Genomic DNA, 20561 nt, shown 5'->3' on the forward strand with positions numbered 1-20561 from the left:
ACCGGCACCGACCCGGCCACCACGCCGGCCTCCTGGGAGCCGCGGCCCGTCGAGGAGGGCACCCGGCTGATCCTGGTCCGGCACGGCGAGACCGAGCACACCGTGCAGAAGCGCTACTCGGGACGCGGCGACGTCCCGCTCACCGACCGGGGGCGGGCCCAGGCCGCGGCCACCGCCGCCCGGGTGGCCGCGCTGGCGCCGTCCGTCGCGGCCGTGGTCAGCTCGCCGCTGTCCCGGTGCACGGCGACCGCCGAGGCGGTCGCCGCGCTGGTCGGCAACCCACCGGTACGCCCCGACGACGACCTGATCGAGTGCGACTTCGGGGTCTGGGAGGGACGCACCTTCGCCGAGGTACGCGAGGGCTGGGCGGGCGAGCTGGACGCCTGGCTCGCCTCCCCGAGGATCGCCCCGCCGCAGGGCGAGTCGTTCGCCGCCGTCGCCGAGCGGACCGGCCGGGCGGTCGAGCGGCTGCGGGACGCGTACCCGGGGGAGACGGTCGTGGTGGTCTCCCACGTCTCGCCGATCAAGCTGGTGCTGCGCGACGCCCTGGCCGCCGGTGACGCCTTCCTGCACCGGCTCTACCTGGACACCGCCGGCGTCTCGGTGCTGGACCTGTACCCCGACGGCGGCGTCGCGGTCCGCTCGGTGAACGACACCGCCCACCTGACCGGGCTCTGAGCATCGAGGTCCCTGGGAGCCGCACCGGCCGAGGACGAGCGCTCCTGTTCGGGCCGCTTTCGAGCTGATGTCGGCAACGACTCGCCGGGGCGGATGGCGCGCGCGGCGATCCGGCGCCGGGACGGCCCCGGGCCTGTTGAGTCGTTCGTGACATCAGCTCCACAGGCGGCGGCAAGGGGGCCCAGCCGACCGGGCCGGAGCAGGCCAAGGGGATGACGCCGGCCGTTCGGCGCACGCGGGCCGCCGCTCGGCGCATCACCGTCGTCCGGCTGAACGTGACCGCGCTCACAGGGTCGTAGCCTCCGGCCGTCACATGGCGAGTTACGACTTTCCCGGAGGTGTGTCACATGGCTGCACCAGAACCGGAGGCGCCGACAACGGCGCGATCCAGGGCGAAGGACCACAGCCCCTGGAACTGGTTGCTCTTCCTACCGATCGTGGTGCCGCTGATCCCGGCCTTCTTCAACGCCGACTCACCCCGGCTGTTCGGGTTTCCGCGTTTCTACTGGCTGCAACTGGCCTGGATCATTCTCGGCGTGGCCACCACCACGCTGGTCTACCAGATGACGAAGAAGCGGGGTGACCGCTGATGTGGCGCGACCACCTCACCGAGATCATCGTCTTCACGCTGCTCTTCCTGCTGGTCAGTGCGATGGGATTCGTGGCGGCCCGGTGGCGGGCCCCGCGCGACATGGCGCACCTGGACGAGTGGGGGCTGGGCGGGCGCAACTTCGGCGGCTGGATCACCTGGTTCCTGGTCGGCGGTGACCTCTACACCGCCTACACCTTTGTGGCGGTGCCGGCGCTGATTTTCGGGGCCGGCGCGATGGGCTTCTTCGCCGTGCCGTACACGATCGTCATCTACCCGATGGTGTTCCTGGTGCTCTGCCGCCTCTGGTCGGTATCCCACCGGCACGGCTACGTCACCCCGGCGGACTTCGTCCGCAACCGCTTCGACTCCCCGATCCTCGCGCTGCTGGTCGCGATCACCGGCATCGTGGCGACCATGCCGTACATCGCCCTGCAGTTGGTCGGCATCGAGTCGGTGCTCAAGACGATGGGCGTGACCGGCGACAACGCGCTCGCGCGGCACCTGCCGATCATCATCGCGTTCGCCATCCTGGCCGCGTACACGTACCAGTCCGGGCTGCGCGCTCCGGCGCTGATCGCCTTCGTCAAGGACTCGCTGATCTACATCGTGATCCTGGTCGCGGTCATCTACCTGCCGTACAAGCTCGGCGGCTGGGGGAGCATCTTCGACGCGGCGGACGCGAAGTTCAAGGCGTCCCCCGCACCGGGGGACGGCATCCTGCTCAACGCCAACAACCAGCTCCAGTACGTCACCCTGGCGTTCGGCTCGGCGCTGGCGCTGTTCCTCTACCCGCACAGCATCACCGGAGTGCTGGCCAGCCGGAACCGCGACGTGATCAAGCGGAACATGTCCGCGCTGCCGGCGTACAGCCTGCTGCTCGGGTTGATCGCGCTGCTCGGCTACATGGCGATCGCGGCGAAGGTGAAGCCGCTGCCGGGAGCCTCGGCGGGCAGTGTGGACAGCAACACCGTGGTGCCGCTGCTGTTCGACCAGCAGTTCCCGGACTGGTTCGCGGGCGTCGCGTACGCGGCCATCGGCATCGGCGCGCTGGTGCCGGCGGCGATCATGTCGATCGCGGCGGCGAACCTGTTCACCCGCAACATCTACAAGGAGTACCTGAAGCGCGACGCCAGCCCGGCGCAGGAGGCGCAGATCTCGAAGATCACCTCGCTGCTGGTCAAGGTGGGCGCGCTGGCGTTCATCATCTTCCTCGACCCGCAGTTCTCCATCGACCTGCAGCTCATCGGTGGCGTGATCATCCTCCAGACGCTGCCGGCGGTGGCGCTGGGCCTCTACACCCGCTGGTTCCACCGCGGCGCGCTCATCGCCGGCTGGGTGGCCGGCATGGGCATGGGCATGTGGATGCTCTACCAGATCGGCAACCCGGCCACCGGCAAGAAGCACTTCGCCGGCTCGGCGTTCCCGCTCTCCGAGTTCGGCTTCGACACCAAGAAGACGATCTACGTCGGGATCGTGGCGGTGCTGGTCAACCTGGCCGTGGCCGCGCTGCTCACCCTGGTCCTGCGGGCGGCGAAGGTGGCCGACGGGGTGGACGGCACCACCCCGGACGACTACTTCGCCGACGAGGGCGACCCCCGGGTCACCCCCGGCACCGAACGCGACGCCGACTCCGCCCGGGAGCCCGTCGCCTGAACCCACGAGGCCCCCGGTGTGCCGATCGCGCGGCGCCCCGGGGACCTCGTCGTGTGCTCAGCGGGGCCGGTTGCGCGCGTCCAGGGCCTCGTTGAGGCGGTGCAGCAGGTCGGCGAGGGTGCCCCGGTCGTCGGGGGACCAGTTGGCCAGGATGTCGCCGTAGAGCCGGGTGCGGGCCGCCTGCACCGCGGCCATCCGCTGCAGGCCGGCGGGGGTGGGCGAGATCACGGTGCCGCGCCCGTCGGCCGGGTCGGGGGTACGCGCGATCAGGCCGTCCCGGTGCATCGCGGAGACCTGCCGGGTGACCGTGGAGCCGTCCAGGTTCAGCCGGGCGGCCAGGGCCGACACGTTCTGCGGGCCGGCCTTGTCCAGGTGCCGCAGGATCACGTACGCGGCGCGGTCCAGCACCCGGTGCTCGGCGGTGCCGGTGGCCCGGCGGGTCGCCTCGCCCAGCCGCATGAGCAGCGCGACCTCCGTCTCGATCCGGCCGAGTGTGATCTCTTCCGCAGTGGCGTCGTCGCTCATAGCTGTATGATACAACTGAATTACCTGTACGATACAGCTATCTGGGAGGCGCGGAGTGGATCGGCGATCCGAACCCAACCGCAGTGCCATCTACGCCACCACGCTGGTGGCCTTCCTCGCCATCGCCGGCATCGCCGTGGTGGACCCGATCCTGCCCGCCATCGGCGAGGCCATCGGGGTCACCGCCTGGCAGGTCGAGCTGCTGTTCACCGCGTACATCGCGGTGATGGCGGTCGGCATGATCCCGGCGACCCTGGCCAGCGGGAGGTTCGGCTTCAAACCCGTGCTGATCACCGGCGTCTCGGTGGTCGGCCTGGCCGCGATCCTCGCCTCGTTCAGCAACGACATCGTGCAGCTCTCCGCGCTGCGCGGCGTCTGGGGACTGGGCAACGCGATGTTCTTCGCCACCGCCATGGTGGTGCTGGTCAACCTCGCCAACGACCGGGAATGGGTGGTCGGCCTCTTCGAGACCGCGCTCGGCCTCGGCTTCGCCGTCGGCCCGCTGCTCGGCGGCCTGCTCGGCGAGGTGAGCTGGCGGCTGCCCTTCTTCGTCTGCGGCGTGTTCATGGTGCTGGCGCTCGCCGTCGCCGCGCGCAAGCTGCGCGAGCCGGCCCGCAAGCAGGCCCCGGTACGCGTCGGCCAGATCTTCTCCACCTACCGCAAGCCGGCGTTCATCACCCTCTGCGTGGTCACCGCCGCCTACAACTTCGTCTTCTTCGTGGTGCTCGGCTACACCCCGCTGTACCTGCACCTCGACGTCATCCCGCTGGGGCTGGCCTTCACCGGCTGGGGCCTCGGCCTGGCCGCCGGCATCCTGCTCGTCGGCCACCGGCTGGCGCACCGGATCGGCGCGGTGCAGACCGTCGGTGTGGCCATCGCCGGCCTGCTGGTCTGCATGGTCCTCTTCGCCACCTCCACCGGCACCGCCATGTCGCTGGTGGTCCTGGTGCTCGCCGGCCTGTTCATGGGCCTGGCCAACGCCAACCTCACCGACCTGGCGCTCGGCCTCGGCTCCAGCGACCGGCGGGTCGCCACCGGCGCGTTCAACCTGGTGCGCTGGGGCGCCGCCGCACCGGCCCCGATCATCGCCGGCAAGCTCGCCGAGCACGGGCTGGCCCTGCCGTTCTGGGTCGGCTTCGGGGTGCTCGCCGTCGGCGTGCTGGTCTACCTCGCCTTCGCGCACGTGATGGCCGCCGGCTACGGCGAGCGGGTGCTCTGGTCGCGGTGGAACTCGGCCGCCCGGCGCAACGAGCACGCCCCCGAGGAGCCGGTCGGCGAGGCGTACTGAGCCCGGGCGGCTCAGCGCAGGGCGCGGTAGAGCAGGTAGAGACCGATCACCGTGCCGAACACCACGATCATGGCCTTCAGCAGCACCGGCGGCAGCCGGCGGACCAACCGGGCGCCCGCGTACCCACCGACCAGGGTGGCCGGCGCGACCACCGCGACCGCCGCCCAGTCCACCGGGCCGAAGAGCGAGAACACCACCAGCGTGGTCAGCCCCACCACGGCGGAGAGCAGATTCTTGATCGCGCTCACCCGGGCCAGGGTGGTGTCCAGCACCAGGGCCAGCCCGGCCACCAGCATCACGCCGAGCGCGGCGCCGAAGTAACCGCCGTACACCGAGCCGAGCCCGACCATCGCCTGGACCGTGACCGTCCGGCGGCGCGGGCTGAGGTCGGCCGGGTGGCCGACCAGCCGGCGCAGCGGATCCTGGAAGGCGAGCACGGCGGTCGCGCCCAGCACCAGGAACGGCACCACCAGTTCGAACGCCCGCGCCGGGGTGGCCAGTAGCAGCACGCAGCCGACCAGCGTGCCCGCGATCGTGGTGGGGATCAGCAGCGCCACCCGGCGGGCCGGCGGCAGATCCGGGTAGCTGCCCGCCACACTCGCCACGTAGCCGGGGAAGACCGACACCGAGTTGCTGACGTTCGCCGGGACCGGGGGCAGGCCGGTGGCGATCAGTGCCGGGAAGGTGATCAGGGAGCCGCCCCCGGCCACCGCGTTCACCGTGCCCGCGGCGAGACCGGCGGCGAGCAGGAGCGCGGCGTCGGAGAGGTTCATGGTTACCGGAGGCTAGTACGACCGGGCCGGAACTCAACTTTTCGCTACCCTGCCGCGTCGTTCCCTGCGACCGGACCGCACGAAGGGAGCGAGCCGTGCATCGTCACGACGGGGGGTCGGCCGGTGGATGACCCGGAGTTCCGCGAGTTCGTGCAGGCCCGCTACACGGACCTGCTGCGCACCGCGTACCTGCTGACCGGCAACCGGGACGCCGCGCAGGACCTGGTGCACGAGGCGCTGCTGAAGGTGATGCGGCACTGGCGGCGGGTCGACGAACCGATCGCGTACGTGCGGCGGGCCATGGTGAACGAACGGACCAGCCGCTGGCGGCGGGTCGGGCTGCGCGAACTGCTCACCTCGACGGTGCCGGACCGGGCCGGCCCGGACAGTACCGACGGGGTGGCCGTCCGGGACGAACTGCTCGCCGCGCTGGACCGGCTGCCGGTCCGGATGCGCACCGTGCTGGTGCTGCGCTACTGGGAGGACCTGCCCGAGGCGGAGGTGGCCGCGGTCATGGACTGCTCCCTCGGCACGGTGAAGAGCCAGGCGGCCCGCGGGCTGGCCCGGCTGCGCGAGGTGCTGGCGGCGTCGCGGCCGAAGATGGCCGGCGGATTGCTGGGGGAGCGGGCATGAGTGTGGACGAACTGCGGGCCGGGCTGGCCCGGATCGCCGGCACGGTGGTGCCGGACCCCGACCCGTACACGCTGGTGCTGCGGCACGCACGGCGGCGCCGGCGGCGCCGGTTCGCCGGCCTGGTGGCGGCGGTGGCCGCGCTCCTCGCGGCGGCGCTGACCGCGCCCGTGGCGCTCACCGCCGCCGACCGGCACGACCGGGCCGACGACCTGCCGCTCGGCCACGGCCATCCGGTCGACTCGCCGTGGGGTTGGCGCCTGCTCGACTCGCCGACCCGGGGCAGCCTGGCCGGGGACAAAGCCTTCCTGGCCGAGGTGGTCCGGCTCTTCGACCGCCGGCGCGCGGAGCTGCGCATGGCCGCGGACCTGCCGACGGTGAAGGTGCTCTTCGCCGACGACTCCGCCGGTGTCCGGCAGGTGGTCGTGGCGTACCGCTCGGCGACCGCCGCGGCACTGGTCAGCCGGGAGGGCCCGGTGGGAGCGTCCCCGGTCCGACTGCTGGGCGGCGACGGGATGAGCAACGGACGGGCGGACCCGTTCAGCCTGCTCACCGCCGTCGCCGGCACGGTCGGCGACCAGCGGCAGTGGTTGCTCGGCCTCGCCCCGGCCGGCTGCCGCATCTCCCTCGGCCGCGCCGCGTACGCCGGGCAGTCCACCCTGCGCCGGACCTGGCAGCTGGTGAACACCGACGGGTACGTCCTGCTCGAGCAGGACGTGGCCGGCGGCTGGTGGCGGGTCGAGTGCGACGGCAGGATCCGCCACGAGGGCCCGATCTGGGTCGCCGACACGGAGGGGCGCGGCAACGCCGACGGGTCGTATCCGACCGACGGCCGCTGGGCGCCGGCCGCCGACCCGCCCAACCCCACCGTGGCCCGGCAGGCCGGCCGGGTCTACCGGGCCCTGGCCGGCCAGGCCGGCCTGATCGACGCCGGGCCGGTGATCCGCTGGTCCGGCCGGCTCGACGCCGCGGGCGGCGAGGCGGTGCTGCTCGCCGCCGTCGCTCGGGTGGGCCCCACCCTGCTCCAGGTGGGCGGCACCGGCGCCGCTCCGCTGGTGGCCGACGCCACGGCCCGGGATCCCGCCCCGACCGACACGGTGCCGGCTCCGGAGCCGTTGCGGTCGCCGCTGGTCAGCACCGGATACGGCCCGGCGTACGACCTGGTGGCGGCCCGGGTGCCGGTCCGCGACGGCGAACGGGCCGTGCTGGGCGGACAGTTGCTGGTGGTGCCGCGCAAGGGCGTGGTCCGGGTCGAGGCGGTCGTCGACGGCACGGTCCGGGCCAGCGCTCCGGTGACCGGCGGCGCCGCCCTGCTCACCCTGCCGGTCGGGAGCACGGTCACGCTGCGCGGGCTCGACCGGGACGGCGTGGTGCGCTGCTCGGGGCCGCTGCGCGAGCCGGCGGCGGGCGAGCGCCTCTTCAACGAGCCGCTCGTCTCCGCCTGGTAGACCGACGGCGCTCGGGCGGAAGCGGCCGGTCCTGGCCACTCCCGCCTGGCCCGCCGTCGGGCGCTCGGCGGTGCGGCTCGTCACCGTCGGCAGAGCGTCCGGACACGCCGCCGCAGGACCGGGCCGGCGCGGTATACCACCCGTATACTTCGTGGCATGGACACGACCATCAAGGTGGACGCCGAGGTGCGGGACCGGCTGACGGTGCTCGCCCGGGAGCGGGGTATCAGCATGCGCGACCTGGTGGCGGAGTTCGCGCGGGCGACGCCGACCCGGGAGGAACTCCGGGAGCGTGCCGCCAGGGCGGAGGCCTACCTACGGTCGCGTCTCGCGCCCCAGCTCGACGACGAGGACCTGGCCCGTGCTGAGGGCGTGTGGGCGGCCATCGAGTCGGGTGACGCACCGGAGAGCCTTGCCGAACCTCGCAGACGGGTCGCGTGAGGCGTGCACGGTGTCGTGTTCGACCACACCGCTCTGCTGGCGTTCGGGGCCGGCCATCAGCTCCTGTCGGCCCTGGTCGTTCGCGCGCACGGTGAGCACGGTAGGCGGCTGTTCGTGCCGGCCCTCTGCCTGGCCCGCGCCATTGCCCACCGTCCGGCGCTGGGCGAGCACATCGGCGCGCTACCGATGATCGATGTCGCCGAGCTGCGTTACTCGGGCGCGCTCGCCGTGGGGCAGCTGGTGAAGCAGGGCGTGGACTGGCAACTGGCCCACGCGGTGGTGGTCGGCCGCCCTGCCCCCGAGTGGCCCGAGGGCCGTCCGGTGCTGACCGAGTCGCCGAAGGCGTATGCCGGGCTGGGCGTCGTGACGATCGACATCGGCTGAGCGACCGCCGGGTGGGAAATGAGCGCGGTGACCGCGTCGTTAGGATGAGTGCGCGACGGACGAGTCGACCGGGCGGCCGCGTCGACGGGCTGCGGCCCGTCGCCGAGGAACGTCCGGACTCCACAGGGCAGGGTGGTTGCTAACGGCAACCCGGGGTGACCCGCGGGACAGTGCCACAGAAAACAGACCGCCGGCCCCGAAACGGGACGGTAAGGGTGAAACGGTGGGGTAAGAGCCCACCAGCATCCCGGGTGACCGGGATGGCTCGGTAAACCCCACCCGGAGCAAGGCCAAGAAAGGGCCGTCACCGCAAGATGACGACCCGCGCAGACGCTCGAGGGCTGCCCGCCCGATGTCTGCGGGTAGGCCGCTGGAGCCTGCCGGCGACGGCAGGCCGAGATGGATGGCCGCCGCCGGCGCGCCTTCGGGCCGCGTCGGTCACAGAATCCGGCGTACAGGTCGACTCGTCCGTCGCCCATCAGCTCAGCGCGCACCGAACCGGAACTCTCCGCGGATCACTACGCTCGGCGGGATGAGCGATCAGGGCTGGTTGGCTGACACCCGGACTTCCTATGACACGGTCGCGGTCGCCTACGCCGACCAGCTGCGTGACGTTCTCGCCGGCGAGCCCTACCTGCGGGGGAGCCTGGCGTTGTTCGCCGACATGGTGCACGCCACCGGCGGCGGCCCGGTGGCGGACGTGGGCTGCGGACCAGGGCAGGTCACCGCGCATCTCCGCACGTTGGGCGTCGACGCGTTCGGCATCGACCTCTCACCGGCAATGGTCGAGGTGGCCCGGCGGGATCATCCGGGGGTGCGGTTCGAGGTGGGCTCGATGACGGACCTGGACCTGGCCGATGCCTCGGTTGCCGGCCTGCTCGCGTTCTGGTCGCTGATCCATGTCCCCGACGACGCGATTCCCACGGTCTTCGGCCAGTTCTGGCGGGTGTTGCGTCCCGGCGGACCGTTGTTGATCGGCTTCCACGTCGGCGACGAATCGCGGCTGAAGACCCAGGGATACGGTGGTCACCCGATGAAGGTCCACGTCCACCGCCGCCAGCCTGGCCAGGTGGTGGCCCGGCTGCGCGACGCCGGATTCACGGTTGAGGCTCAGCTGCTGCTCGACCTGGACCAGGCCGTCCCAGGGGCCGTCATCTTCGCTCGCCGCCAGCCCTAGACCGACCGCGGCCCGTTCGAGGCCGCACCGGGCTCAGGTGCCGGGGACCGTCCCCACGCGGTGAAGCCGAGGCGGGCGTACCAGGCCACGGCGGCGTTCGCGTCGGCGGTGCGCAGGACCGGTGCCAGACGTTTCGTCATCCCTGCAGTGTGGACCTCCGGGACCGGCTACGGCAGGCGCGACTCCGGCAGGTCGAGCCAGGATGCCAGCGCCGCCAGCTCCGCGTGCACGGCCGCGGTCAGCTCCGGGGTGAACGGGACGTCCTGGTGGATCGCGTCCACCCGGAGCACCTTGCCCTTGCGGTCGGCCGTCACGTCGACCTTGCCGACCAGCCGGTCGTGGTGCAGCACCGGCAGGGCGAAGTAGCCCCAGCGGCGCTGCGCCTTCGGCACGTACATCTCCAGGCGGTAGTCGAAGTCGAAGAGTTCCAGCGCCCGCTTGCGGTCGTGGACCAGCCGGTCGAAGGGGGAGAGCAGGGCGGTGCGCCCGGCGAACGGCGCGCCGTCCAGCGCGGCCGGGTCGACCCGCCAGGGGCCGGACGTGCCCTCGATCTCCGCCGGCTCGCCGGCCTCGCCGACGACCAGGGGGCGGGCCACGCCGAGCGAGCGGAGCAGTCGTTCGTCGCGGGCCCGGCGGGCCTCCTCGGCCGGGACGGTGGGCGTGCCGGCCGGGTAGACCCGCTCGGCCAGGTCCCAGGTGCGCTGCCGGCCGATCCGGCCGGCGATGGCGATCTCGCCGCGCGCGGCGAGGAACTCCAGCATCTGGGTGACGTTGCGGTTGTTGGTCCAGCCGGTCGACGGCCACGGCACCACGCTGCGGTCCTCCACGTCCCGGCTGAGCAGCGGCCCGGCGTCGCGCAGCCGGTCGAGCACGTACCGGCGGAACGTGTCGTTGGCGGCCAGCCAGTCGCGGCGCCGGGGTTCCGGCGGCCAGGCCGCCATGTCGGCCAGGTGCAGCCGCAGGTCGGTCATCGGCCGGATCATCGCCCGGTGCTCGAACAGGGCCCGCTCGTCCTCCAGCGCCCGGGTCAGCTGCGCCGGCCGGTACGCGGCGCCGAGCCGGGTCCAGGCGACCAGGTCGGCGTTGGGCGCCACCGCGGCGGTCGGGTCGATCTGCAGGAAGGTCAGCCGGTCCACCACCGCCAGCAGGTCGGTGGGGCGCCGCGCGTCGAGGAGCTGGGCGCGGACGGCGAGCCGGCGGGCGGTGGCGCGGTCGAGCCGGTGCGGTGCCATGCCGGGAGGCTACTGCCGCCGGCGGACAGCCCGTCGCCCCGGCCGGTGGGGGCGGCACCCTATGTAGAGTTCCGATACAGTGCCTCCCATGCGGATGACCATCCCGGTGGCCAAGGTGCTCGCCGCGCTCCTCGCCGACCCCGAGGACCCGCGCTACGGCCTCGACCTGATGAAGCTCACCGGCCTGCCCAGCGGCACCCTCTACCCGGTGCTGCACCGGCTCCGGGCGGCCGGCTGGCTCACCGCCGACTGGGAGGAGATCGACCCGGTCGCCGCCGGTCGGCCCGCCCGCCGCTACTACCGGCTCACCGCCGAAGGGGTGCGCGCCGCCCGCCCGGCCCTGGCCGAGCTGCGGGCGCTCGCGCCCGACCGCGGGCCGTCCAACGTCACGCCGACGGGAGCCCCGGCGTGGTGACCCGCCGGCTGGCCGGCTGGCTGCTCCGCGCGGCGGTCCGGCGCTGGCCGGCCGAGCTGCGCGACGAGCTGTCCCGGGAGTGGGTCGCCGAGCTGCACGTGCTGGCCGGGCGGGGGGAGCGGTGGCGGATGCTGCGCTTCGCCGCCAGCCTGGCCACCAGCCGGTCGGGCGCGCCCGTCGTCGACCGGGTCCGGTTCGACGCCCGGGCCCGCCGTACGGCGGCCACGCTGCTGCTGGCCCCTCTCGTCTGCCTGGCCATCCCCCTGGCCGCGGGCCTGTTGGTGAACCTCGTGCTCAGCCGGTTCGCCACGGCCCACTGGCTGATCGACGCCCAGCCTTCGGGGCTGGCCCTTCTCACCGCCGGCCTCGCGGTACTGCTGGCCCGGCTCGCCCACCGCAGCGCCGCCCGCGGCACCCGTACCGGTCCGGTCCGGACGGCCCTCGGCATAGTGCTGCCCGTCGGCCTGACCGCCGTCGGCGCCGAGTACGCCCTGAACGAGACCACCGACGACCTGGTCCGGGTCGCACCGGCCCTGCTGGTGTGGCTCCCCGGCCTCACCCTGGTGCTCCACCGCGTGGGGGTGCTCGCCGGCCGAGGCCGGACCCGGGCCGCCTGGTGGGTCGGCGGGCTGGGCGCGTTCGTCGTCGCCGACCTCGCCGTGGCGCTCATGGTGGTCGCCAACATCTCCGGCAGCCCGGAGACCGTCATCGACGGGGTGGCGCAGGGAGACGCCATCGACCGGATCTCCGCGCCACTGTGGCTCTTCACCAGCTTGACCGACTGGTCGTTCGGGCTGCCCCGACCGACACCGTCGGAGATCTTCCTGATCAGCGACCTGGTGGAGCTGCAACCCTTCCTCTACCTGGCCTGCACCCCGTACGCACTGACGTACGCGATCGGCGCGGCGCGACCCGCGGAGCCCGTCGGCGTCCGGACGCCGGAACCGGCGCCGTCGCCCGCCTAGGGTGTCCGCCCGGCCCGGGACACCGTCAGGCGGACCAGGCGGCGATCCGGCCGACCCGCTCGTAGTGCCGGGCCAGTTCGGCGTCGATCCGCTCGAGGCGGGCGTCGGTGAGCACCACCCGGGGGTCCTGCCAGGCGCGCGCGGCGAGCATCCGGTGGCGCAGACCCGCCGGGGGATGGCTGGCGAACAGCGAGACGTGTTCCCGGACCGAGAGCTGGCGTTCCAGGGGCAGTCGCTCGGCGGCGCCGGCCAGTGCCCGGCTGGTGCCCGTCCGCCAGGCCGCCGCCCCCTGTCCGGCGCGGGCCGCCTGGCGGACCACCAGCGCCACGGACTCGTCGCTGAGCAGCACGTCGAGCAGGCGGGTGGCGGCGGCCGTGCCGGCCGCCCGGGCGGCCAGCTCGTCGGCCAGGTACTCGGCCCGTTGGCTGTCTCGCAGCGCGGTCGCGACCAGTACCAGGTGGCCGCCGACCACTCGCAACCGGCGCACCAGGGCATCGCCTCGCGGATCGACACCGTCGCCGCGCCGCATTCCGGGCAGGCCCCCGTACCGGGCTTCGTGGTGATCATGACGGTCGATCGTTGCCGGAAACGCCGGTCCCGGGTACCGGCCGTTCGGCGGAGACCGGTCAGGCCGGGCAGGGCAGCCGTTCCAGGGCGGAGGGGGTGGCAGACCGGCTCACCACCTGCGCGAAGCACGCCGCCGCGGTGGCTTCCTGCCAGCCGAACACCGACGCGGCGGTCTTCGCCACGCGTACCCGGAAGACCAGCCGGACCCCGGCGTCGCCGGCCTGCACGGTCAGCACCTCGACCCCGTCCAGCTCGGCGGCGGCGTCCCGCAGCGCGGCCTCCCGCGCCGACGGCGCGGCCAGCAGGGCCGCCCGGGTGCGCTGCGCGGTCGCCGTCACCTCGCGGTCGGCCCGGCGCTCCAACCGCCGCTGGGACCGGTCCCGCAGCAGCGGCAGGGCCACCGCCGCACCCACGGCGGCGACCAGCAGGACCGCCGCCCCCGTGAGCAGCCGGCGCCGTAGGCGTGTCGAGTGTCCCCCCTCGTACCGCACCCCGGGATTGTCCGTCACCGACCCACCACCTGGCTGCCCCGTCTTTCCCGGTTCCGCCCCCGACCGTCCCGGAGCCGGTCTACTGTGGAGGACATTAGGGATTATTTCGGGCGTTCCGGTGGCGGTCGGTCGCTTCCCGGTGCACAGTGATCGCATGAGCGACAACGGAAGTGGTGGGCACTACTACTGGTGCACGCGACACCACCGGGTCGAGACCGATGCCGACGTGTGCCCCGCGAAGCACGTTCTCGGACCGTACGCCTCAGCCGCCGACGCGGAGAACGCCCTGCAGCAGGTGCGGGAGCGCAACGAAGCGTGGGACGCCGAGGATGCCCGTTGGGCCGGGGAGGACAGGTAGACGGCGCGGGACGGCCCGCGTCGAGGTGATCTGTGCTCCGCGAGGGCGAGAGCACGTCCCAGGAAGGGAACCGAGATGGCCGTAGCACAGCAGGCCACCACCCGCCCGGCGGCGAAACGTACGACCGCGAAGAAGGCCAGCGCGGCGAAGCGGACCGTGGGTGCGACCACGGCCAGGACGGCCACGGTGACCAAGGCGTCGCCGAACGCCTCGGGGGCCGGCGCCGGCCGGGTGCCGGCGAAGAAGGCCGTCGCTCGCAAGGCCGCCGCCAAGAAGGTCGTGTCGGCGGCCCGGAAGGCGCCCGCGAAGAAGGCGCCGGCCACCAGGACCACCGCCAAGAAGGCCCCCGCCAAGAAGACCACCACCAAGGCCACCACGGCGACGAAGAAGACGGCCGCCGCGGCGAAGAAGGCACCGGCGCGGAAGGCGCCGGCGACGACCACGGCCGCGAAGAAGACCACCGCCACGAAGAAGGCGCCGGCGAAGAAGACCACGGCCGCGAAGAGGGCGCCGGCGAAGAAGACCACGGCGGCGAGGCGGGCTCCCGCGAAGACCACGACCGCCGCCCGGAAGGTCACCTCCACCGGGAAGAAGGCCACCGCCGCGGTGAAGAAGGCCGGACCGGCGGCGAAGAAGACCACCGCCGCGAAGAAGACCACGGCGAAGAAGGCGCCGGCCAAGAAGACCACCGCCGCCAAGGCCACGGCGACCCGCCCGAGCGCCGGTGCCCGCAAGGCGGCGGCGAAGAAGGCGCCCGCGAAGAAGGCCACCGCCAGCTCGTCGACCGCCGCGCGGAAGGCGGGGCGGAAGGCCGCCGGGGCGGTGAGCGCGATCGAGGCCAGGACGAGCACCTCGACCGGCACCCACAAGCGGATGACCGCGGCTCGGAAGCCGGCCGGCACCCGGGTCGTCGCGGGTCGCTCGACGGCCAAACCGGCGAGCACCCGGAGGGCGACCGGCTGACGTTCGGGGCGTCCGCCACTCACCGGCTGCCGGTCCGGCGGCGCCTCCGCTCGGCGGGTCGCACGCCGCGCGCCGCGACGACGGCGTCGGTTCGGCGCGTCCGACGCCGGGCCGTGGCCGGAGGCCGCCGCCGCGGCCGGTGGTGTCGGTGGGCGGATCAGGTGCCGCGCTGTCAGGATTGACCCCGTGGTGATCCGACGCGTACTGGCGCCCCGCATCGACTTCGGCGCGCTGCGCCGCGAGCTGGGACTGCCCGAGAGCTTTCCGGCCGCGGCGCAGCGCGAGGCCGACGAGGCGGCTGCCGCGCCGCTGCCGGCCGTCGCGGACCGGACCGACGTCCCGCTCGTCACCCTCGATCCGGCGACCTCGCGCGACCTCGACCAGGCGATGCACCTCAGCCGCCGTCCCGGGGGCGGCTTCCGGGTCCGGTACGCGATCGCCGACGTCGCCACCCACGTACGCCCCGGCGGGGCGCTGGAGGAGGAGACCTGGCGTCGCGGGCAGACCGTCTACCTGCCCGACGGCAACGTCCCGCTGCACCCGCACACGCTCAGCGAGGGGGCGGCCAGCCTGCTGCCCGACGCCGACCGGGCGGCCGTGCTCTGGACCATCGACCTCGACGCCGACGGCGGCACGGTCGCCGTCGTCCTGGAGCGGGCCCGGGTGCGCAGCCGGGCCAAGCTCGACTACGTCGGTGTGCAGCTCGCCGCCGACGCCGGCCGGCTGCCCGAGCCGATCGCCCTGCTGCCCGAGATCGGCGCCCTGCTCACCGCCCGCGGGCTGCGCCGCGGCGCGATCAACCTGCCGCTGCCCGAGCAGGACGTGGAGCCCGACGGCGACGGCTGGCGGCTGGTGCTGCGCGGGCCGGTCCCGATGGAGGACCACAACGCGCAGATCTCCCTGCTGACCGGGATCGCCGCCGCCGACATCATGCTCGCCGGCCGGGTCGGGCTGCTGCGCACCATGCCACCGCCGAAGCCGGAGGCGGTGGAGCGGCTCCGGCTGGCCGCCGGCCCGCTGGGCGTGCACTGGCCGGTGGGGATGTCGGTCGGTGAGGTGCTCGCCGGGCTGGACCCCGCCCAGCCCCGGGCGGCGGCCTTCATCGACCAGGCGGCCGAGCTGATGCGCGGGGCGGCGTACACCGCCTTCGACGGCGAGCTGCCGGAGCAGCCGGAACACGGCGGGGTGGCCGCCGCGTACGCCCACGTGACCGCGCCGCTGCGCCGGCTCGCCGACCGGTACGCGACGGAGGTCTGCCTGGCCCTGTACGAGGGCCACGAGGTGCCGGAGTGGGCCCGCGCCGCGCTGCCCCAGCTGCCCGAGGTGATGGGGAGCACCGACCGGATCGCGTCGGCCGCCACCCGGGGCGCGGTCGAACTGGCCGAAGCGGTGCTGCTGTCCCACCGGGTGGGGGAGACCTTCGAGGCGGCCGTGCTGGACGTGGACGCGCCCCGACCGGTCGCCGAGGTGCCCCGCCAGCCGGGGCACGTCGACGCGGAGCGGCCGGCGGGCCAGAACGGCGACCGGGCGGCCACGGGCCGGGCGGGCGGGAACGGTGACGCCAAGGCGGGCCGGCCGGGCGGGAACGGTGAGGGCAAGGCGGGCCGGCCGCCGGGCGGCACGGTCGCCCTGGACGAACCGCCGGTCCGCGCTCGGTGCCACGGTGAGCTGCCGCTCGGCGAGCGCGTCGCGGTCCGCCTCGTCGCCGCCGACCCCACCGAGCGGAAGGTCCTCTTCGAACGCGCCTGACCCCCCTCGTCGCCGGTCACCCTCGGCGCGCCCACCACGCCTACCCGCCGCGCGCCGACCCGGCGCTGCCAAGATCCGCACAACATCCCGGAAGTTGCTGCTTCGCCGGGCCGGGGAGGGGCCAACTTCCGGGAAGTTGTGGCCTCGGCCGAGGAGCGGGGCGGTGCACGGGCGGGCGGGCCGAGCGGGGATTGTCACAGCGCCCGGCCGGCCTGCCGGGCGGTGATCTTTGCGAGGATGGCGGCATGGCTTACGACGCGACCACGCTGCCCGACGTCTCCGGGCTGACCGTCGGCATCATCGGTGGCACCGGGGACCAGGGAAGAGGGCTCGCCTACCGCTTCGCCCAGGCCGGGCAGGCGGTGCTGATCGGATCCCGCTCGGTCGAGCGGGCGGCGCAGGCCGCGGCGGAGATCGCCGCGCTGCCCGGCGTACCGGCCGGGACCGAGGTGGCCGGCGCGGACAACGACGAGGTCGCCCGGCGCAGCGATGTGGTGATCATCGCGGTGCCGTGGGACGGGCACGCCGCCACCGTCGCTTCGCTGGCCGGCCCGCTCGCCGGCAAGATCGTGGTCGACTGCGTCAACCCGCTCGGCTTCGACAAGCAGGGCCCGTACGCGCTGACCGTCGCCGAGGGCAGCGCCGTCCAGCAGGCTGCCGGGCTGCTTCCCGAGTCCCGGGTGTGTGCCGCGTTCAACCACGTCTCCGCGCCGCTGCTGGCCGACCCGCAGATCGAGCGGATCGACCTCGACGTGCTGATCTGCACCGAGGACCGGGAACTGGTCGGCGTGGTCGCCGCGCTGGCCGCCCGGATCCCCGGCATGCGGGGCATCTACGCCGGCCGGCTGCGCAACGCGCACCAGATCGAGGCGCTCACCGCCAACCTGATCGCGATCAACAAGCGCTACAAGGCGCACGCCGGCATCCGCGTCACCGATCTGTGATGTCCTACCCGTAGGGCACCATCGCCGGATGGAGTGGCAACTGGTGATCGACTGTCGGGAGCCGTCGCGGCTCGTCGCGTTCTGGGCCGAGGCGCTGCGCTACCGGCCGCAGCCGGCGCCGGACGGGCATGCGACCTGGCGGGACTGGTATCTGTCGGTGGGGATTCCGGCCGACGAACTGGGCGAGGGTGACTGCGCGGACCGGCTGGAGGATCCCACCGGGGCCGGGCCGCGGATCTGGTTCCAGCCGGTCCCGGAGTCAAAGTCGATCAAGAACCGGCTGCACATCGACCTGAAGGTCGGCGGCGGCCGGGGCGTGCCGTTGGCCCGCCGACGGGCTGCGGTCGACGCCGAGGTGGCGCGCCTGACCGGGCTCGGCGCGCGGGTGCTCGGGTCGATGGACGACCCCGACAACGGCTACTACTCGGCGCAGCTCGCCGACCCGGAGGGCAACGAGTTCTGCGTGGTCTGATCCGGCCGGGCGGCGCGACCCGGGGGCCGCGCCGCCCGGCGTGCGGTCAGAAGGTGTGCTCGGCGGCGGGGAACTCGCCGCCGCGTACCTCGTCGGCGAAGCGGCGGGTGGCGTCGGTCAACGCCCCGGCCAGGTCGGCGTAGCGCTTCACGAAGCGCGGGGCCTTGCCGGTGCGCAGCCCGGCCATGTCCTGCCAGACCAGCACCTGGCCGTCGGTGTCCGGGCCGGCGCCGATGCCGACGGTGGGGATCCGCAGCTCGGCGGTGATCCGCTTGGCCACCTCACCGGGGACCATCTCCAGCACCACCGCGAAGGCGCCCGCCTCGGCGACCGCCCGGGCGTCGGCGATCACCTCCTCGGCGGTGTCGCCCCGGCCCTGCACCCGGTAGCCACCCAGGGTGTGTTCGCTCTGCGGGGTGAAGCCGATGTGCGCCATCACCGGGATGCCGGCCCCGACGATCGCCTCGATCTGGGCGGCGCACCGCCGGCCGCCCTCCAGCTTCACCGCGTGGCAGCCGCCCTCCTTCATGAACCGCACCGCGGTCCGCAGGGCCTGCGTCGGCCCCTCCTCGTACGAGCCGAAGGGCAGGTCACCGACGATCAGTGCCTGCCGGGTGGCCCGGACCACCGCGCGGACCAGCGGCAGCAGCTCCTCGGCGGTCACCGGCAGGGTGGTCTCGTACCCGAAGACGTTGTTCGCCGCCGAGTCGCCGACCAGCAGCACCGGGATGCCCGCCTGGTCGAAGATCGCGGCGGTGTACTGGTCGTACGAGGTGAGCATCGCCCAGCGCTCGCCGCGGTCCTTGGCGGCGATCAGATCGCGGGTACGGACCCGCCGGGTGGCCGGCCCGCCGTAGAGGGCGGTCACCTCGGTCGGGGTGGACTCCACCATGACTCTTCTCCTTCCTCGAGGCCGCGCTCGCGGTCCCCGGGTTCCGCCGCGATCGTCGCACCGGAGAACCGGCCGTGGGCAGGTCGGAGTGGAGGATTTCACTTCCCCCGGCCCGGGCCGGGGGAAGTGGTCAGCCGTGCTCGCGCCAGCGGTTGGTGATCGGCAGCCGGCGGTCCCGCCCGAACGCCTTGATCGAAATCTTGGTGCCGGGGGCGGACTGCCGGCGCTTGTACTCGGCGGTATCCACCATCCGCAGCACCTTGTCCACGACGGCCGGGTCGTGGCCGGACGCGATCAGCCCCTCCCGGCCCAGGTCGCCGTCGACGTAGCCGATCAGGATCGGGTCGAGCACGTCGTACTCGGGCAGGCTGTCGCTGTCGAGCTGGCCCGGGCTCAGCTCGGCCGACGGCGGCTTGCCGATCGAGCTCTCCGGGATCGGCGGAGTCTCGCCCCGGCGCTCGGCGTCCGCGTTGCGCCACTTCGCCAGCCGCCAGACCAGCGTCTTCCAGACATCCTTGATCGGGTTGTAGCCGCCCACCGAGTCGCCGTACAGGGTGGAGTAGCCCACCGCCAGCTCGCTCTTGTTGCCGGTGGTGAGGACCAGGTGACCCTCCTGGTTCGACAGCGCCATGAGGATCACGCCGCGCACCCGGGCCTGGAGGTTCTCCACCGTCACCCCGGACAGCGACATGTTGGCCAGGAAGGTGTCCACCATGGGCTGGATCGGCTCGATCCGGTAGTCCAGGCCGGTCCGCTTGGCCAGCTCCGCCGCGTCGGCCCGGGAGTGCTCCGAGGAGTGCTGGCTGGGCAGCGACACCCCGACGACCCGGTCGTGACCGAGCGCGTCGACCGCGATGGCCGCGCACACGGCGGAGTCGATGCCGCCGGACAGGCCGAGCACGACCGACGGGAACCGGTTCTTGTTGACGTAGTCGCGCAGGCCCAGCACGAGCGCCTGCCACACCTCGGCCTCGTCGGCGACCGGCTCGATGATCCCGCCGCGCGCGACCGCCCCGGTGGGGGCCGGCGGGAGGATGTCGCTGATCTTGGCCCGGACCACCCGCATGTCGTCGGCGAGCTGCTCGACGGGCTCGACGCGCTCCTTCGCCGCCGGCAGCTCGACGTCGTGCACCAGCAGGTGCTCGACGAACTGCGGCGCCCGGGCGAGCAGCATGCCGTCCGCGCTGACGATCATCGAGTCACCGTCGTAGACCAGCTCGTCCTGGCCGCCGACCATGTTGACGTACGCGATGGCGGCGCCGGCCTCGGCGGCCCGGCGGCGGACCAGCGGCAGCCGGACGTCGTCCTTGTTCAGCTCGTACGGCGAGCCGTTGATGGTGAGCACCAGCCCGACGCCGGCCTGCCGGGCGACGGCGAACGGGCCGCCGGCCTGCCAGAGGTCCTCGCAGATGGTCAGCGCCACGTCCACCCCGCCGATCCGCACCACGGTGAGGGTGTCGCCGGGGACGAAGTACCGGTCCTCGTCGAAGACGCCGTAGTTGGGCAGGTGGTGCTTGAAGTACCGGGCCGCGACCGCACCGCGGTGCAGCAGCGCGGCGGCGTTGCGGGCACCCTTGCCCGGCTCGGCGTCGCCGCTCACCTGGGGCGGGCCGTCCGCGTCCAGGTAGCCCACCAGGACCGGCAGGTCGCCGAGCCCGTCGGCGGCCAGGTCGGCGGCGAGCCGTTCCAGTGCGGCCCGGGACGCGGCGACGAAGGACCGGCGGAACACCAGGTCCTCCACCGGGTACCCGGTCAGCATCAGCTCCGGGAAGAGGGCGAGCTGAGCGCGGGCGTCGGCGGCCTTGCGGGTCCAGGCGCGGACCAGGTCGGCGTTGCCGGCGAGGTCGCCGACGGTGGGGTTGACCTGGCACAGGGCGAGACGCAGGGTGGGCATGCCCTCATCTTGCCCCAGCCGGAGGGGCCG

The 20561-nt window shown here is 73.6% G+C and carries 23 protein-coding genes and 1 other RNA gene; 15 read left to right on the forward strand and 9 right to left on the reverse strand.

Translation table 11 applies throughout. The features are described 5' to 3' along the window. The 3 genes from EFE23_RS13220 to mctP form a co-directional block, all read left to right on the forward strand. Positions 1-678 (forward strand): histidine phosphatase family protein (locus EFE23_RS13220; protein WP_199737057.1); only part of this gene is annotated, 678 nt, incomplete at its 5' end. 347 nt (positions 679-1025) lie between these two features. Then, a complete protein-coding gene (locus tag EFE23_RS13225) occupies positions 1026-1268 on the forward strand; it encodes a DUF3311 domain-containing protein (protein ID WP_123241214.1) in 243 nt (80 codons plus the stop codon). Further along, positions 1268-2923 (forward strand): monocarboxylate uptake permease MctP, encoded by a 1656-nt coding sequence (gene mctP / locus EFE23_RS13230; protein WP_123241215.1) that lies wholly within the window; start codon positions 1268-1270, stop codon positions 2921-2923. Before EFE23_RS13225 ends, mctP begins: the two co-directional genes overlap by 1 nt. A 57-nt stretch (positions 2924-2980) precedes the next feature. Here the strand turns inward: mctP and EFE23_RS13235 are convergent, their stop codons facing one another. Then, positions 2981-3448, reverse strand: a complete 468-nt coding sequence (locus EFE23_RS13235) for a MarR family winged helix-turn-helix transcriptional regulator (RefSeq protein ID WP_123241216.1) — start codon at positions 3446-3448, stop codon at positions 2981-2983. A 55-nt stretch (positions 3449-3503) separates the two neighbouring features. Here EFE23_RS13235 and EFE23_RS13240 point away from each other — a divergent pair, with 55 nt between their 5' ends. Then, positions 3504-4736 carry an MFS transporter gene (locus EFE23_RS13240; RefSeq protein WP_123241217.1) on the forward strand — a complete coding sequence of 411 codons (1233 nt, stop codon included), beginning with the start codon at positions 3504-3506 and terminating at the stop codon, positions 4734-4736. Between the two features lie 11 nt (positions 4737-4747). Here the strand turns inward: EFE23_RS13240 and EFE23_RS13245 are convergent, their stop codons facing one another. Continuing rightward, on the reverse strand, positions 4748-5509 hold the full coding sequence (locus tag EFE23_RS13245) for a sulfite exporter TauE/SafE family protein (protein WP_123241218.1): 762 nt from the start codon (positions 5507-5509) through the stop codon (positions 4748-4750). A gap of 123 nt (positions 5510-5632) precedes the next feature. Between EFE23_RS13245 and EFE23_RS13250 the strand changes: the two genes are divergently transcribed. From EFE23_RS13250 to EFE23_RS13275, 6 genes are all read left to right on the forward strand, one after another. Beyond that, the gene (locus EFE23_RS13250; RefSeq protein ID WP_123241219.1) at positions 5633-6142 is read left to right on the forward strand and encodes a SigE family RNA polymerase sigma factor; all 510 of its coding nucleotides are present in this window, start codon (positions 5633-5635) and stop codon (positions 6140-6142) included. Next, positions 6139-7587 carry a hypothetical protein gene (locus EFE23_RS13255; protein ID WP_148058445.1) on the forward strand — a complete coding sequence of 483 codons (1449 nt, stop codon included), beginning with the start codon at positions 6139-6141 and terminating at the stop codon, positions 7585-7587. Before EFE23_RS13250 ends, EFE23_RS13255 begins: the two co-directional genes overlap by 4 nt. Before the next feature lie 156 nt (positions 7588-7743). Beyond that, positions 7744-8028: a hypothetical protein gene (locus EFE23_RS13260; protein WP_123241221.1), complete on the forward strand. Its 285-nt coding sequence runs from the start codon at positions 7744-7746 to the stop codon at positions 8026-8028. 15 nt (positions 8029-8043) lie between these two features. Beyond that, positions 8044-8412, forward strand: a complete 369-nt coding sequence (locus EFE23_RS13265) for a PIN domain-containing protein (RefSeq protein WP_148058446.1) — start codon at positions 8044-8046, stop codon at positions 8410-8412. A gap of 60 nt (positions 8413-8472) precedes the next feature. Then, an RNA gene (gene rnpB, locus EFE23_RS13270) (RNase P RNA component class A) lies at positions 8473-8883 on the forward strand. 61 nt (positions 8884-8944) lie between these two features. Further along, a complete protein-coding gene (locus tag EFE23_RS13275) occupies positions 8945-9589 on the forward strand; it encodes a class I SAM-dependent DNA methyltransferase (RefSeq protein WP_123241223.1) in 645 nt (214 codons plus the stop codon). Here EFE23_RS13275 and EFE23_RS28160 read toward each other — a convergent pair. Beyond that, positions 9586-9729: a VOC family protein gene (locus tag EFE23_RS28160; protein ID WP_158675854.1), complete on the reverse strand. Its 144-nt coding sequence runs from the start codon at positions 9727-9729 to the stop codon at positions 9586-9588. The two genes, EFE23_RS13275 and EFE23_RS28160, sit on opposite strands and share 4 nt — an antisense overlap. Before the next feature lie 27 nt (positions 9730-9756). Further along, on the reverse strand, positions 9757-10821 hold the full coding sequence (locus EFE23_RS13280) for a DNA glycosylase AlkZ-like family protein (protein ID WP_123241224.1): 1065 nt from the start codon (positions 10819-10821) through the stop codon (positions 9757-9759). 88 nt (positions 10822-10909) lie between these two features. On the opposite strand from EFE23_RS13280, the gene EFE23_RS13285 reads away from it, so the two are divergent. Then, positions 10910-11236 (forward strand): PadR family transcriptional regulator, encoded by a 327-nt coding sequence (locus EFE23_RS13285; RefSeq protein WP_123241225.1) that lies wholly within the window; start codon positions 10910-10912, stop codon positions 11234-11236. Next, complete coding sequence (locus EFE23_RS13290; protein ID WP_233600966.1) at positions 11230-12201, forward strand: hypothetical protein; 972 nt, start codon at positions 11230-11232, stop codon at positions 12199-12201. The genes EFE23_RS13285 and EFE23_RS13290 overlap by 7 nt, the downstream gene beginning before the upstream one ends. Positions 12202-12226: 25 nt before the next feature. On the opposite strand, the gene EFE23_RS13295 is transcribed toward EFE23_RS13290, so the two are convergent. The 3 genes from EFE23_RS13295 to EFE23_RS28490 form a co-directional block, all read right to left on the reverse strand. Continuing rightward, complete coding sequence (locus EFE23_RS13295) at positions 12227-12688, reverse strand: hypothetical protein (protein WP_148058447.1); 462 nt, start codon at positions 12686-12688, stop codon at positions 12227-12229. A 139-nt stretch (positions 12689-12827) separates the two neighbouring features. After that, positions 12828-13277 carry a hypothetical protein gene (locus EFE23_RS13300; RefSeq protein WP_148058448.1) on the reverse strand — a complete coding sequence of 150 codons (450 nt, stop codon included), beginning with the start codon at positions 13275-13277 and terminating at the stop codon, positions 12828-12830. 165 nt (positions 13278-13442) lie between these two features. Further along, positions 13443-14480 (reverse strand): hypothetical protein, encoded by a 1038-nt coding sequence (locus tag EFE23_RS28490; RefSeq protein WP_199737058.1) that lies wholly within the window; start codon positions 14478-14480, stop codon positions 13443-13445. A 286-nt stretch (positions 14481-14766) separates the two neighbouring features. Here EFE23_RS28490 and EFE23_RS13315 point away from each other — a divergent pair, with 286 nt between their 5' ends. The 3 genes from EFE23_RS13315 (at position 14767) to EFE23_RS13330 (ending at position 17745) form a co-directional block, all read left to right on the forward strand. After that, on the forward strand, positions 14767-16329 hold the full coding sequence (locus EFE23_RS13315) for an RNB domain-containing ribonuclease (RefSeq protein ID WP_233600967.1): 1563 nt from the start codon (positions 14767-14769) through the stop codon (positions 16327-16329). A gap of 245 nt (positions 16330-16574) precedes the next feature. After that, positions 16575-17273, forward strand: a complete 699-nt coding sequence (npdG, locus tag EFE23_RS13325; protein ID WP_123241228.1) for an NADPH-dependent F420 reductase — start codon at positions 16575-16577, stop codon at positions 17271-17273. A 28-nt stretch (positions 17274-17301) separates the two neighbouring features. Next, complete coding sequence (locus tag EFE23_RS13330; RefSeq protein WP_123241229.1) at positions 17302-17745, forward strand: VOC family protein; 444 nt, start codon at positions 17302-17304, stop codon at positions 17743-17745. Positions 17746-17791: 46 nt separating this feature from the next. On the opposite strand, the gene panB is transcribed toward EFE23_RS13330, so the two are convergent. After that, positions 17792-18637, reverse strand: a complete 846-nt coding sequence (gene panB / locus EFE23_RS13335; protein ID WP_123241230.1) for a 3-methyl-2-oxobutanoate hydroxymethyltransferase — start codon at positions 18635-18637, stop codon at positions 17792-17794. 130 nt (positions 18638-18767) lie between these two features. Further along, complete coding sequence (locus tag EFE23_RS13340; RefSeq protein WP_123241231.1) at positions 18768-20531, reverse strand: NAD+ synthase; 1764 nt, start codon at positions 20529-20531, stop codon at positions 18768-18770. Positions 20532-20561 lie beyond the last annotated feature (30 nt).

Source organism: Micromonospora solifontis (genome assembly GCF_003725545.1).
GTDB lineage: Bacteria > Actinomycetota > Actinomycetes > Mycobacteriales > Micromonosporaceae > Micromonospora > Micromonospora solifontis.

Excerpts from the sequence above, each read along its gene's own strand:
- EFE23_RS13225 (WP_123241214.1), top strand. The coding sequence starts at position 1,026 with ATGGCTGCACCAGAACCGGAGGCGCCGACAACGGCGCGATCCAGGGCG.
- mctP (WP_123241215.1), top strand. The coding sequence starts at position 1,268 with ATGTGGCGCGACCACCTCACCGAGATCATCGTCTTCACGCTGCTCTTC.
- EFE23_RS13235 (WP_123241216.1), bottom strand. The coding sequence starts at position 3,448 with ATGAGCGACGACGCCACTGCGGAAGAGATCACACTCGGCCGGATCGAG.
- EFE23_RS13245 (WP_123241218.1), bottom strand. The coding sequence starts at position 5,509 with ATGAACCTCTCCGACGCCGCGCTCCTGCTCGCCGCCGGTCTCGCCGCG.
- EFE23_RS13255 (WP_148058445.1), top strand. The coding sequence starts at position 6,139 with ATGAGTGTGGACGAACTGCGGGCCGGGCTGGCCCGGATCGCCGGCACG.
- EFE23_RS13260 (WP_123241221.1), top strand. The coding sequence starts at position 7,744 with ATGGACACGACCATCAAGGTGGACGCCGAGGTGCGGGACCGGCTGACG.
- EFE23_RS13275 (WP_123241223.1), top strand. The coding sequence starts at position 8,945 with ATGAGCGATCAGGGCTGGTTGGCTGACACCCGGACTTCCTATGACACG.
- EFE23_RS28160 (WP_158675854.1), bottom strand. The coding sequence starts at position 9,729 with ATGACGAAACGTCTGGCACCGGTCCTGCGCACCGCCGACGCGAACGCC.
- EFE23_RS13280 (WP_123241224.1), bottom strand. The coding sequence starts at position 10,821 with ATGGCACCGCACCGGCTCGACCGCGCCACCGCCCGCCGGCTCGCCGTC.
- EFE23_RS13285 (WP_123241225.1), top strand. The coding sequence starts at position 10,910 with ATGCGGATGACCATCCCGGTGGCCAAGGTGCTCGCCGCGCTCCTCGCC.
- npdG (WP_123241228.1), top strand. The coding sequence starts at position 16,575 with ATGGCTTACGACGCGACCACGCTGCCCGACGTCTCCGGGCTGACCGTC.
- EFE23_RS13330 (WP_123241229.1), top strand. The coding sequence starts at position 17,302 with ATGGAGTGGCAACTGGTGATCGACTGTCGGGAGCCGTCGCGGCTCGTC.
- panB (WP_123241230.1), bottom strand. The coding sequence starts at position 18,637 with ATGGTGGAGTCCACCCCGACCGAGGTGACCGCCCTCTACGGCGGGCCG.
- EFE23_RS13340 (WP_123241231.1), bottom strand. The coding sequence starts at position 20,531 with ATGCCCACCCTGCGTCTCGCCCTGTGCCAGGTCAACCCCACCGTCGGC.